The organism is Saccharothrix syringae (assembly GCF_009498035.1).
In the GTDB taxonomy this organism is placed as follows: Bacteria; Actinomycetota; Actinomycetes; order Mycobacteriales; family Pseudonocardiaceae; genus Actinosynnema; species Actinosynnema syringae.
In genome coordinates, this window is the sequence record NZ_CP034550.1 from 10,359,372 (window position 1) to 10,372,301 (window position 12,930).

General features: G+C 75.9%; 7 protein-coding genes. 2 read left to right on the forward strand and 5 right to left on the reverse strand.

Translation table 11 applies throughout. The features are described 5' to 3' along the window. Positions 1 to 16: 16 nt before the first annotated feature. From EKG83_RS43840 to EKG83_RS43860, 5 genes are all read right to left on the reverse strand, one after another. Positions 17 to 1,798: a type VII secretion-associated protein gene (locus EKG83_RS43840; RefSeq protein ID WP_033428604.1), complete on the reverse strand. Its 1,782-nt coding sequence runs from the start codon at positions 1,796 to 1,798 to the stop codon at positions 17 to 19. Positions 1,799 to 1,924: 126 nt separating this feature from the next. Then, on the reverse strand, positions 1,925 to 4,639 hold the full coding sequence (locus tag EKG83_RS43845) for an AfsR/SARP family transcriptional regulator (RefSeq protein ID WP_051764689.1): 2,715 nt from the start codon (positions 4,637 to 4,639) through the stop codon (positions 1,925 to 1,927). A 195-nt stretch (positions 4,640 to 4,834) separates the two neighbouring features. Continuing rightward, positions 4,835 to 7,555, reverse strand: a complete 2,721-nt coding sequence (locus EKG83_RS43850) for an AfsR/SARP family transcriptional regulator (RefSeq protein ID WP_033428803.1) — start codon at positions 7,553 to 7,555, stop codon at positions 4,835 to 4,837. 83 nt (positions 7,556 to 7,638) lie between these two features. Next, complete coding sequence (locus tag EKG83_RS43855) at positions 7,639 to 10,344, reverse strand: AfsR/SARP family transcriptional regulator (RefSeq protein WP_051764684.1); 2,706 nt, start codon at positions 10,342 to 10,344, stop codon at positions 7,639 to 7,641. A 344-nt stretch (positions 10,345 to 10,688) separates the two neighbouring features. After that, complete coding sequence (locus tag EKG83_RS43860; RefSeq protein WP_051764682.1) at positions 10,689 to 11,516, reverse strand: hypothetical protein; 828 nt, start codon at positions 11,514 to 11,516, stop codon at positions 10,689 to 10,691. A 253-nt stretch (positions 11,517 to 11,769) separates the two neighbouring features. Here EKG83_RS43860 and EKG83_RS48830 point away from each other — a divergent pair, with 253 nt between their 5' ends. Further along, positions 11,770 to 12,294 (forward strand): helix-turn-helix domain-containing protein, encoded by a 525-nt coding sequence (locus tag EKG83_RS48830; RefSeq protein ID WP_228122428.1) that lies wholly within the window; start codon positions 11,770 to 11,772, stop codon positions 12,292 to 12,294. A 299-nt stretch (positions 12,295 to 12,593) separates the two neighbouring features. Further along, complete coding sequence (locus EKG83_RS43870) at positions 12,594 to 12,923, forward strand: PCC domain-containing protein (RefSeq protein WP_084716053.1); 330 nt, start codon at positions 12,594 to 12,596, stop codon at positions 12,921 to 12,923. Positions 12,924 to 12,930 lie beyond the last annotated feature (7 nt).

A 12,930-nucleotide genomic window follows, 5' to 3' on the forward strand; every position in this document is an offset into this window, starting at 1 on the left:
TCCTCCCTGCGAGGGTTCAACTGGTCACGGTCAGCGTGCGGACGACCTGCTCGCACGCGGGGCGCACCCGGTCGCCCCCGTCCCGGGGGTACTGGCAGCCGACGCTGACCTGGAAGGCGTCCTGGAACAGCACGTACCAGTCGATGGTCGTCGTGCCGGCCGTTTCCCGGTAGTAAACGACATCCTTGCCCGCGAAGGTGGCGGAAGGGTCGAAACCGGACAGACCCGTGCCCTTGTCGTAGAGCCGGCGCAGCTCGTCGCGGGCCCGCTCGGGTTCCCGGGAGGAGTCGTAGCTGAGCTTCTGCTCCTGCACCGCGATGGCCTCCAGGTCCGCACCGCCGGACTCCGGTTCCAGCAGCACCTTGCGGGTCTCCACCTGCCCGCCGGTCTGCTCCCAGCCCGCCGGGGCGGTGAAGCTGTAGTCGTACTGCGCGACGGTCTTCCCCGCGTTCGACGCGGACGTGGTGGTCGGCCCGGGCGTGCCCTCCTCGCCCCGGCTCAGCGCGTAGGCCACGGAACCGCCGATCGCGGCCAGCAGCACCACCGAGCCCGCCACCACCAGCGGCACCCGGCTGCGGCGCGGCGGCGGCGCGGGTGGCAGCGGCGGCGGGAAGTGGCCCTGCGGCGGGAACGCGGTCCGCGGCGCGGTCAACCGCCGGGTGATCTTGCGGGTGCTGTCCTCGGTGATCCGCTGGGTCACCTCGCCCGGCGGCGGCAGGGCGCCGGTGCGCATCGGGTCCGCGCCCACCGCCCGCAGCGCGCCGCGCGCCACCACGGTCTCCGGCTGGTCGATGCTCGTGGGCACCACCCCGGACTGCTCCAGCACCAGCCGCGCCACCAGCGGGATGCGGCTGGACCCGCCGACCAGGAACACGGCCGCCAGCTCGCGCGGCTCCAGGCCCGCGTCGCGCACCGCGCCGACCACCAGCGCGGCGGCCCGGGTCAGCGGCGCGGTGACCAGGCGCTCCAGGTCGGTGCGGGTGACGTGCGCGTCGGGGAACGGCGGCGGCATCGGCACGTCGGTGTAGGCGTGCCGGGACAGCGTCTCCTTGGCGCCGCGCACGTCCTGCCGCAGCACCCGGCGCTTGCGGCGGTCGGCCAGCTCGCGGCCCTCGACCAGCCGCCGCCACGCCTCCGGGTCGTTCGGCGCGACCAGCGAGCCGACGTGCTCCAGCAGCGCCTGGTCGACGTCCGCGCCGCCGAACCCGGGGTCGCCCTTGGTGGCCAGCACCCGGAACGCGCCGCCGCGCCGCACCACCACGCTCGCGTCCACCGTGCCGCCGCCCAGGTCGAGCACTGCCAGCGCGGCACCGTCCGGCACGGCGTGGGTGGCCGAGTGGTGGACCGCCGCCGCGACCGGCTCGGGCACCAGCCGCACCTCCTGGGCCAGGCCGCGGGCGGCTTGCAGCAGCACGCGGGTGCGCATCGCGCCCCAGTCCGCGGGGTGGGTGAGCACCAGCAGGTCGACCCGGTCGCGGCCGGCCACCCGGCGCGCCTCGCCCACCGCCCGCGCCAGCACCGCCCGCACCACCTCCGCCACCGGCAGCACGCTGGTGCCCAGCAGCAGCTCGCCCTCGTCGACCCGGCGCTTGGGGTGCGGCTCGTAGCGCGAGGGGTCCACCGCCGCCTGGCGCTCGGCCTCCTGGCCCACGAACAGCGTGCCGTCGGCCGCGGCGAACACCGCCGACGGCACGATCGGCTGGCCGTCGACCACCACCACCTGCGGCTCGCGCCCGTCCAGGGACATGGCGACGCAGGTGCTGGACGTGCCGAAGTCCACCGCCACGCGCAAGCTCATCCGTCATCCCCTCGCCGGCCGGGGTCGCCCTGCCCGCACATGCATACCCCACCAACGCCCCGCCGCGTCGGCTGGTCACGCCATCCCACCGGCCGGCGCCCGGCGGCGGCACCGCCCCCGCGCCGGTCACCCCAGCGCCTCCAGCCGCGCGCGCACCTCCTCGGCGTGCGGGTGGCGCAGCTCCTCGAACGCGGCCAGCGCGTTGCGCAGCGCCTCGCGCGCCGCGCCCGGGTCGCCCAGGCGCCGGTGGGTCTCGGCCAGCCCGCTCCACGCGCCCGCCTCGTAGTAGCGGTCGCCCGACTTCGCGAACAGCTCCAGCGCGCGCCGCTGGGACACCACCGCCTCCTCCAGCCGCCCCAGCTCGCGGTGGGCCAGGCCCAGGTTCTCCAGGGCGGCGGCCTGGCCGGGCAGGTCGGTGATGCTCTCGTACAGCTCGATCGCGGCCTCCGCGTACCGCACCGCCTCGTCGAGGTTGCCCAGCTCGTGGTGCAGGTACCCGATGGCGGTGAACGCCCGCGCCTGCCCCGGCACGTGCCCCAGCTCGCGGAACAGCTCCAGCGCGCGCAGGTCCAGCGGCAGCGCCTCGGCGGGCCGGGACCTCAGCTCCAGGCTCCCGGCCAGGTTCACCAGCACGTACGCCTCCCCGGCCCGGTCGCCGACCTCCCGGAACAGCTCCAGCGCCGCGCCCAGCCGCTGCTCCGCCTCGGCCCAGTTGTGCAGCAGCGCGTTGGCCCGCCCCAGGCCGCGGTGCATGTGCGCGCTGCCGTGCGCGTCGCCCAGCCGCCCGGCCGCGGCCAGGCCGGCGCCGCACACCTCCAGCCACTCCGGCCAGTGGCCGCCGGAGTGCAGGAACGTCGCCATGCACAGGGGTATCCGCCACGCGTGGCCGTCGAAGCCGTGCTCGGCGGCGTACCCGACCACCGCGATCAGCGTGCGCAGCTCGCCCCGGAACCAGGTCAGCGCCTCGGCGTGCGAGCCGACGCGCTCGGGCACCACGCCGTCGGCCGCCGGGGGCAGGTCCACCGGCTCGCGCTGCGGGTAGAGCACCCGGTCCACGTGCTCGGCGGTGTGCAGGAAGTGGTCGAGCAGCCGGAGCCGGGCCGCCCGGACCTCGGCGCCGGTCAGCTCGGCCGCGGCCCGGTCGGCGGCGTAGGCGCGCAGCAGGTCGTGCGCGGTGTACCGGCCGGGCGCGTGCTCGGTGACCAGGTGGGCCTGCGCCAGCTCGGCCAGCGCCCGGCGGGCCTCGCCGACCGGCAGCGCGGCCAGGCTCGCGGTGGCGGGCAGCGAGATGTCCGGACCTGGGCTCAGGCCCAGCAGCCGGAACACGCGCGCCGCCGCGTCGCCCAGGTGCTGGTAGGACCAGGAGAAGACGTCGCGGACCGCGGTGAGCCGGTCGCCGGTGTCCAGGACGTCCAGCGGGCCGCAGCACTCCAGCTCCTCGACCAGCGCCCGCAGCGACGCGACCGGTGAGGTGGCCGTGCGGGCGGCCACCACCGCCAGGGCCAGCGGCAGGCCCGCGCACCGGGCGACGAGCTGGTCGACCGCCTCCGGCTCGGCCGCGGTCCGGCCCGGGCCCGCGGCCGCCTCCAGCAGCTGGGCGGACTCCTCGGGGCTGAACAGGTCCAGGCGCACCGGCCGGGCGCCCTCCTGCACCACGAGCCCGATGAGCCGGTCGCGGCTGGTGACCAGGGCCAGGCAGCCCGGCGAACCCGGCAGCAGCGGCCGGACCTGGTCGACGTCGCGGGCGTTGTCCAGCAGCACCAGCACGGCCCGGTCGGCGAGCAGGCTGCGGTAGAGCGAGGCGCGGGCCTCCAGCGCGGCCGGGATGCGGCCGGGCGGCACGTCCAGCGCCTCCAGGAAGGAGCCCAGCACGTCGGACGGCGACACCGGCTGCCCGGACGGGTCGAAGCCGCGCAGGTTCGCGTAGAGCTGCCCGTCCGGGTAGCGGCCGGCGGCCCGGTGCGCCCAGTGGACCGCGAGCGCGGTCTTGCCGACGCCCGCCGGACCGCTGATCGCCGCGATGACCATCGCCGGGCCGGCCGCGGCGGCGTCCAGCTCGCGCAGCGCCCGCTGCCTGCCGACGAACACCCGCGGCGCCGCGGGCAGCCCGCGCGGCACGCCCGGTCGCGGCGGCACGACCGCACCGGTGCCCAGCACCTGCCGGTGCGCCTCCCGCAGCGCGGGCCCCGGCTCGACGCCCAGCTCGCGGGCCAGGTGCGCGCGCACCTCCTGGTACGCGGCCAGCGCCTCGGCCTGCCGGTCGGCGCGGTGCAGCGCGGTCACCAGCTGCGCCCAGAAGCTCTCGCGCAGCGGGTACCGCCGGGTCAGCGCGCGCAGCTCCTCCACCACCTCGCGGGCCCGCCCGGCGGCCAGGTCGGCCCCGACGCGCTTCTCCAGCACGTCCAGGCGGTGCTCCAGCAGCGGCGCGACCTCCTCGCGGTGCAGCAGGTCCGACCGCACGTCCGGCAGCGGCTCGCCCCGCCACACCGCCAGCGCCTCGGCGTACCGCCCGCGCGCCACCAGGTCCCGGTAGCGGTGCAGGTCCAGGCTCCCCGGCGGCACGTCGGCGACGTAGCCCGCGCCGGCCGTGCGCACCACGTTGACCTCGCCCAGCGCCTGCCGCAGCCGGGTCACCACCATCTGCAGCGTCGCCCTGGCCCGCCGCGGGTTGGGCGGCGCGTCGTCCCACAGCCACTCCACCAGCCGGTCGGCCGGCACGACCTCGTCGGCGTGCAGCAGCAGCGCGGCCAGCAGCACCCGCACCCGGCCCGCGGGCACCGGCACCACCCGGCCGTCCACCTTCACGCACAGCGGACCCAGGACACCGAACTCAACCGCCACGAGCTCCCCCGTCCCGCGCGAGCGCGCCGCGAGGGGGCCGCGGGGCCGCCCCCGGCACGTCGAACCCGATCACGCGACCGCCGCCCGGTGCCCCGCGAGCGCGACCAGGACCGCCATCCCACTCCCCCCTTGAGAGTGGTGAGTTTACGTCCGGTGGCGGGTCGCGCGCGTTCCGTTATCCACCCCGGGGCCGGCTCACGGCGCCGCGGCCAGCTTCCCGCGGACCCGCTCGACCGCGCTGTGCCCGATGTCCTCCAGGATCGCCAGCGCGTCCGCCCACGTCCGCCGCGCCTCGGCCCGGTCGCCCAGCACCTCGTGGGTGTCGCCGAGCCGTTCGAGCGTCGCCGCCTCCTCGAACCGGTCGCCGCTGACCCGGTACAGGGGCAGCGCGGCCCGGTAGCACCGCACCGCCTCGTCCAGGTCGCCGAGGTGGTGGTGGACGTAGCCCAGGCTGTCCCAGGTGGCCGCCTCGCCGAGCACGTCGTTGAGCTGCTGGAACAGCTCCAGCGCCCGCTCGCAGTCGGCCAGCGCGCGCCGGTGGTCGCCCACGGTGGCGCGGTTCCAGCCGATCGCGTTGAGGGACCTGGCGCACCCCGCCCGGTCGCCCAGCTCCCGGAACAGCTCGAACGCCTGCTCGGTGTGGTGCAGCGCCTCCACGGCCCGGTCGGCGAACTCGTACAGGCCGCCCAGGTGGCGGTGGATGTTCGCGCGCACCCGCCGGTCCCCCAGCTCCCGCGCCAGGTCGAGCGCGATCCGCAGGTGGTGCTCCGCCACGTCGAGGCGGCGCAGCATGATGTTCATCCGGCCCAGGCCGCGGTGGGCCGACATCACGCCGACCGGGTCGTCCAGCAGCCGCGCCGCCTCCAGGGCCACGAGCTGGCACCCGGCCTGCTCGTGCCAGTGGCCGCGCAGCCGGGCGAACGCGGTGGTCGCCCACGGCACCTGCCAGGCGTGGCGGTGGAACCCCGTCTCGTGGGCCCACGACACCAGCGCGCACAGCACCGGGTACTCCAGCTGGAACCACGCCATGGCCTCGGCCCGGGAGGCGAACCCGCGCACCGCCGCGCCGGGCTCGGGCGGCGGGAGCGCGATCTCGTCGCGGTGCGGGTAGAGCACGCGGTCCGCGGCGTCGGCGGAGTGCAGGTAGTGGTCGAACATCCGGGCCAGCCCGGGGCGCACCGCCTCGGCCGAGACCAGCTCGCGGGCGTAGGCGCACACCAGGTCGTGCTGGGAGAAGCGGCCGGGCGCGTGCTCCACGACCAGGTTCACCCGGCGCAGCTCGGCCAGGGTCGTCCGGGCCTCGCGCGGCTCGACGCCCGCCAGGCTCGCCGCGGCCGCGACCGACACCTCCGGGCCCGGGTGCCACCCGAGCAGGCCGAACAGCCGGGCCGCCGCCGGGCTCAGCCGCTCGTAGGACCAGGAGAACACCGCCCGCACGCTGGTCGTGGTGTCGCCGGTGTCCAGCGCGGCCAGCCGCGTCCGCTCGTCGGCCAGCTCGTCGGCGAACACCCGCAGCGGGAACTCGGGGTGCGTGGCGGCGCGAGCGGCCACCACCGACAGCGCCAGCGGCAGCCCGGCGCAGTGCCGGACCAGGTCGCGCACGGCGCCCGGCTCGGCGGCGACCCGGTCCGCGCCGAGCTGGTGGGCCAGCAGCGCGGTGGACTCGACGTCGTCGAGCACGTCCACGGCCAGCGACCGGGCGCCCTCCCGGACCACCAGCCCGTCGAGCCGGCGCCTGCTGGTCACCACGGCCAGGCAGGCCGGGCCGCTGGGCAGCAGCGGCCGCACCTGCTCGCTGTCCGCGGCGTTGTCCAGCACCACCAGCACCCGCCGGTCGGCCAGCAGGCTCCGGTACAGGGCCACCTGCTCGTCCGCCGTGGGCGGCACCCGCTCGCGCGGCACGCCCAGCGCGCCCAGGAAGCCGCGCACCGCCACGTCCGGCGGCACCGGCACCGCGGCCGGGTCGAACCCCCGCAGGTTGACGTAGAGCTGGCCGTCGGGGAACCGCTGCCGGTTGCGCGCCGCCCAGTGCAGCGCCAGCGCGGTCTTGCCGATGCCCGGCGCGCCGCTGATCGCCGAGATCACCACCGCGCCGCCGGCCGGGCCGCCCGGGTCGAGCAGGTCCGCCAGCGCGGCCAGCTCGCGGTCCCGGCCGATGAAGAACGGCGTGTGCAGGGGTAGCTGGCGGGGCACCGGGGCGCCGCCGGCCGCCGGGTCGGGCGCGTTGGTCAGGATCCGCTGGTGCAGCTCCCGCAGCCGCGGGCTCGGGTCGACGCCCAGCTCCTCCACCAGGTGGGCGCTGAGCGCCTGGTAGGCGGCCAGCGCCTCGGACTGCCTGCCCGACCGGGTCAGCGCGGTCATCAGCTGCGCCCAGAACCGCTCGCGCAGCGGGTGCTCCCCGGTCAGCGCGCGCAGCTCCGGCACCAGCTCCGCGGCCCGGCCCGCGGCCAGGTCCGCGTCGACGCGCTGCTCCAGCACGGCCAGCCGCTCCTCCAGCAGCGGCGCGACCTCCTCGGCGTGCAGCGCGTCGGAGCGCACGTCGGACAGCGGCGCGCCGCGCCACAGGTCCAGCGCCTCGGCGAACCGGCCGGTCGCCGCGAACCGGCGGAAGCACTCCAGGTCCAGGGTGCCGTCGGGCACGTCGGCCAGGTAGCCGTTGGTGGCGGTGCGCACCACGTCCACCTCGCCCAGCGACCGGCGCAGCCGGGTCACCACCATGTGCAGGCCCGCCCGCGACCGCTCCGGCGCCGACGCGCCCGGCCACAGCACGTCGACCAGCTCGTCGACCGGGACGACCCGGTTGGCGCGCAGCAGCAGGACGGCCAGCAGCACCCGCGCCTTGCCCGCGGGCAGCGGCACCGGGCGGTCGTCGTGCCACACCTCCAGCGGTCCGAGCACCTTGAACGCAGTGGCCATGCCCATCCCCCTCGCCGCGGTCGTGCCTGCCCGTACCCACCGTCACCGCGCGCGGACCCCGACCGGCGCGCGGGAGCCCCCGGCTACGGCTCCGCCAGGCGGGCGCGGACCCGGTCCGCCGCCGCCGAGCCCTCCGGCAGCAGGGCCAGCGCCGCCGCCCAGCTCGCCCTGGCCCCGGTGACGTCGCCCTTGGTAGTCAACGCGCGGGCCAGGTTCTCCAGTACCGCGGCCTCGGTGGACTGGTCGCGCGCCTCCGCCGCGCGGGCGCGGGCCAGCCGGTACGCGGCCACCGCCTCGTCCACCCGCCCGGCGGCGGCCAGCGCGTTGCCGTGGTTGTCCAGCACCCGGCCCTCCACGACCAGGTCGCCCGAGCCCTCCACCAGCCGCAACGCCCTGCTGCTCGCCTCGACCGCCTCCTCCACCCGCCCGAGCCGGGCCAGCACGCCCGACAGCGTGTTCAGCGTGATCGCCTCGCCGTGCTGGTCGCCGACGGCCACCAGCAGGCGCCGCGACTCCTCCAGCATGTCGACCGCGGTGGCGTCCCGGCCCAACTTGAGGTGGCAGATGGCCAGCGCGTTGAGCGCCAGCCCCTCGCCACGCCGGTCGCCCGCGCGCCGGTGCACCTCCAGGGCCACGTGGTGGCTGCGGATCGCGTCCTCGGGCCGGTCGGCGTCGCTGTAGGTCATGGCCAGCGCCCGCGCGGTCAGCGTCAGCGCCCGCGGGTCGCCGACCTCCCGGGCCGCCCGGGCGGCGAGCTCCAGCGCGGGCACGGTCTCGGCGAACCGCTTGGTGAGGTCGAACAGGGACCACTGGGCGATCGGCAGCCGCCACGCGTGCTCGGCGTGCCCCGAGCGGGTCGCGTGCGACGTGGCCGCGCACAGGTTCGCCCGCTCGACCTCCCACCACTCCAGCGCCTGGTCGCGGTCGGCGAACCCGAGCGCCCGCTCGCGGGCCACGCCGGTGCTGACGTCGGGGCGGACGGACCGGACGGCCGCCGCGGCGTTGAGCGCGGTGTCGACGTAGAAGTCCAGCAGCCGGCGCAGGGCGGCGTGCCGGGTGGCCTCGTCCTCCTCCTCGGCGGCCAGGCCGGCGGCGTACTCGCGCAGCAGGTCGTGCAGCGCGAACCGGCCCGACCGCTCGGAGACCAGGCTCGCGGCGGCCAGCCCGCGCAGCAGCCGCTGCGCCTCGCGCACCTCGACGCCGAGCAGCGCGGCCGCGGCCGCGGTCGACACGTCGTCGCCGGGCACCAGGCCGAGCAGCCGGAACGCGGCCCGCGCCTCGGCGTCCAGGCCCACGTAGGACGAGTCGAACGCGGCGCGCAGCGCGAACTCCTCGTCGCCGATGGCCAGCGCCTCCAGCCGGTCCTCCCGCCGCAGCTCGGCCACGTAGCCGGCGAGGTCGGGCACGGGCCGGGAGGCCAGGTTCACCCCGGCGATGCGCAGCGCCAGGGGCCAGTGCGCGCAGGTCTCGGCCAGCGCGGCGGCCGCCTCGGGCGCGGCGTCGAGCACCGCGTCGCCGAGCACGCCGCGCAGCAGCGTCAGCGACTCGTCCCCGTGCAGCGGCTCGACGTCGAACCGCCGGGCCCCGGACCCCCCGACCAGCCCCAGCAGGCAGTCCCGGGTGGTCATCACCGCCGCCGAACCCGGGTGGCCGGGCAGCAGCAGCTCCACCGCCTCGTCCCGGGGCACGTTGTCCAGCACCACCAGCACCCGGCGGCCGGCCAGCAGCGACCGGTACCGCGCCGCCTGCTCCTCCCGGTCGCCGGGCACGTCCTCGGGCGCCACGCCCAGGGCGCGCAGGAACCGCGGCAGCACCACCGACACGGTGACCGCGGACGACGGCGCGTAGGCGCGCAGGTCCGCGAACAGCTGGCCGTCGGGGAACCGGTCGCGCAGCAGGTGCGCCACGTGCACCGCCAGCGCGGTCTTGCCGATGCCCGGCGGGCCCGCCACCACCGCGCACGACGGGTGATCGCCCGTCCCGGCCAGCTCGGCCGCCAGCTCGGCCACCAGGTCGGCCCGCCCGGCGAAGTCGACCGGCGGCGGGAGCTGGCGCGGCACCACGGCGGGCGGGGCACCGGGCGGGGGCTGCACGCCCGCCAGCAGCCGGGCGTGCAGCTCGCGCAGGGCCGGCCCGGGCGCGATGCCCAGCTCGTCGGCCAGGTGCGCGCGCACCGCCTCGTACACGGCCAGCGCCTCGGCCCACTGGTCGGCCGCCTGCAGCGCCCGCATCAACTGGGCCCAGAACCGCTCGTGCAGCGGGTGGCGGCGGGTCAGCGCGCGCAGCTCCGGCACCAGCTCCGCCGCCCGGCCCGCGGCCAGGTCCGCGTCGACGCGCCGCTCCAGCACGGCCAGCCGCTCCTCCAGCAGCGGCACGACCTCCTCGCGGTGCAGCGAGTCCGACCGCACGTCCGCCAGCGGCTCGCCCCGCCACAGCTCCAGCGCCTCGGCGAACCGGCCCCGCGCGGCCAGCTCCCGGTACCGGTGCAGGTCCAGGCTGCCCGGCGGCACGTCGGCGACGTAGCCCTCCGCGGCCGTGCGCACCACGTTCGCCGGACCCAGCGCCTGCCGCAGCCGGGTCACCACCATGTGCAGCGTCGCCCTGGCGCGCGAGGCGTTCGGCGGCGCACCGTCCCACAACCGGTCCACCAGCCGGTCGGCGGGCACCACCTCGTTCGCGCGCAGCAGCAGCGACGCCAGCAGGACCCGGGCCCGGCCCGCGGGAATGGGCACGGGGCGGTTGTCCAACCGCACCTCAAGGGGCCCGAGGACGCACAGCTCGACCGACACCGCTCCCCCTACCGTCCCCGAAGGAGCATAGGGGAGTCCGGATTCCCGTGACAGCGAGGCGTGAGCCGAGTGTGAGGCCCACCGGGCACAGTGGGCACCGTCCACCGAGGTCCGGGGGAACCGGGTGGGCGCGCGGCGGCCGAGGCAGGAGGGGGGCCCACCGCGTGCGCACCGGGCGGGCCCGTCCCAGGGGGAACCGGGGGCCGGGGCCCGGGTGGACACCCGTGACACGCGGTCGCCGGGGCGCTCTCCCGCCCCGGTGACCGCGCGTCGCGCCACACTCCGTCGACGCGAAGGGCCCCACCGGGGGCTGTCCGGGCGAGCGGGCCCTCTTGTTACCGGGGTTACGTCGCGGCTGCCCCCTCCCGGACCTCCAGGACCGTGCAGTTGTGGAGCTGTCGCACTAGCTTCGAGGCTAGGGTCCAGCGAATCGCGGGGGCGATGAAGGAGACGAGTTCGTTCTCGACGGGAACGGGCCGCCCCGCCCCTGCGCGGTACCGGAAGCCCTCGACCCCGTGGACCGGGCACGAGGCCGCCTGCGCGACGAGGTGCCCCTCGTCGCGCAGAGCGGGGCAGACGCGGGTCGCCAAGGCCAGGCAGGATTCGCAGACCGGGGGCTCGCTGACGAGCATCCCCTCGGGCCAACCGCGCCAGTCCCCCGTGCGGTTGCGCAGGAGCCAGAGAACGCCCCTGTCGTCGCCGTGGGCTGGTCGACCGCAGACCTGGCACAGCAGTTTCCGCATGGCGCGCCGCTGACGGTGAACGTGGATCTTGGCGAACTGCGGCTTGCCGCGTCCGGAGGCGACCGTCGCCCGGTCCCAGAGGACGCCCCGGCTGTCGCGGTCGCCGAGGATCTCGTCCGCATACGCGATGCCCGCTCCGCCCCGACGTTCCACGAGCTGCGGCTCCCGCACCGCCTCCTCGCTCCACATGGCGATGTAGGGGACGACGGGCTTCGCCCTGTCCTCCTCCACGCCTGTGGAATCCGCCGGCGAGGGCTCTGCGGTTCGTGTCGCCGGCATGGTTCCACTCTCACCCATTGGGGAAGCGTTCCGAAAAACGCGCTCGGCGGTCTCGCGAACCTCGGGCAGCGCCTCGGCGAGGACCTCGTGGAACTTCTCCACAGCCTCGGGAAGCAGATGCAGGCTCACCACTCCGTCGAAGTCCGCCACGAAGTCGCCGTTGTCCTCGACTCGGGATTCGAATGTGGCGTCACCCCAAATCCGTATTCGCGAACTGTGTTCCACTCCGTTTTCGGGCCGCATCACCACTTCTGGCACATCCCTTCGTTTCCCGTGCCGGGCCGAGGTCGGTCCTGTCGCCCGCCACGTCAGCCCGTGGCGGTTCACCGCCCCTCTGCGCCGAGGCCGCGAGGCGCGACTCACGCCGCAGTCGGCGGGGCGGGCCCGGCGGGCGGCGCGGGGCATGGACGGTCAACGCCAGGAGCAGTCCGTGCCCCCCAGAAGCGCGATCACCATTCCGAGTCACTTCCTGCGAACTGGACAAGGAGATATCCGCATCAGCGGCAGTGGTTCACCCCGTCTGCACCCTGACACCGACAGACGCTTCGGATACCTGTCCTGGCGTTGCCCACGGAGGCGAACCGTGTCCCACCAGGGGGAGCTTCTGCGAGCCGCACGAAGCGCGGCTGGAATGACCCTTGCCGCCATGTCCACCAAGTCCAACTTCGACAAGGGCTACCTGAGCAAGGTCGAACGCGGTCTACGTCCGGCATCATCGGATGTAGTGGAGGCATACGAGCGTGTGCTCGGTGTAGGCGGATTGGATGATGAGGTGGACCGTAGGCAGTTTCTCTCCGTAGTCGGAATAGCGGCGGCCAACGCTCGATTGGCGGCCGAACCGACGGCCGGCATCGCCTGCGGGGACGCTGTCCCCCTCACCACCGTGCAGACGACGTGCGGCGTGGATCGGGCCCCATCGCTCGCGTGAACGCGACGGGCATCCTGGCGAAGCTCCCCGGACAACACGAGGCCGATCGGACAGTCGGCATCCTGAAGCGGGACAGAGAGGTCCGACAGGGCTACCTGACCGTCGTCGTGTCCCGCGCGTGCTCACTCGACTGGGCCACCGCCCAGTCGGTGGTGATCAACCCCGAGTCGTTTCCACATCCCCGGCCGGCCGCCGAGCGACTCACCCCAGAGGTCTTGAATCCCGCGGACGCAGGCGCCCGCTGGTGCTCTGCCACGATGCTCCAGCTTCTCAGCCCACGACCATGGAGGTAGCCGGCGATGTTCGTGCTCGAAGTCAACGACGGCGAACTGATCGCCGCCATCGAGGAGCAGGCAGCCGAGCACGGCATCGAGAACGCCGCGATCGTCAGCCTCATCGGCGGCGTGGACAGCTTCGTCGTCTCCACCATGCCGTCGGACGCCCCGTCCAAGGATCTGATCAGCAGCTACGCCATGCCCGGTGAGATGCACGGCGCCGGGGAGATCCGGAACGGCAAGGCCCACGTCCACGTGACGATGGGCGTGCAGGGCGATCGCGGTGTGGCCGGGCACCTGCACAGCGCCGAGGTCGGGCACTGGTTCGCCAGGGCTTACGTCATCCCCTGCTGACGTAGTC

What these genes read in the sequence shown, in the direction of transcription:
- EKG83_RS43840 (WP_033428604.1), bottom strand. Translation starts at nt 1,798, where the DNA reads ATGAGCTTGCGCGTGGCGGTGGACTTCGGCACGTCCAGCACCTGCGTC.
- EKG83_RS43850 (WP_033428803.1), bottom strand. Translation starts at nt 7,555, where the DNA reads ATGGCCACTGCGTTCAAGGTGCTCGGACCGCTGGAGGTGTGGCACGAC.
- EKG83_RS48830 (WP_228122428.1), top strand. Translation starts at nt 11,770, where the DNA reads ATGGACGGTCAACGCCAGGAGCAGTCCGTGCCCCCCAGAAGCGCGATC.
- EKG83_RS43870 (WP_084716053.1), top strand. Translation starts at nt 12,594, where the DNA reads ATGTTCGTGCTCGAAGTCAACGACGGCGAACTGATCGCCGCCATCGAG.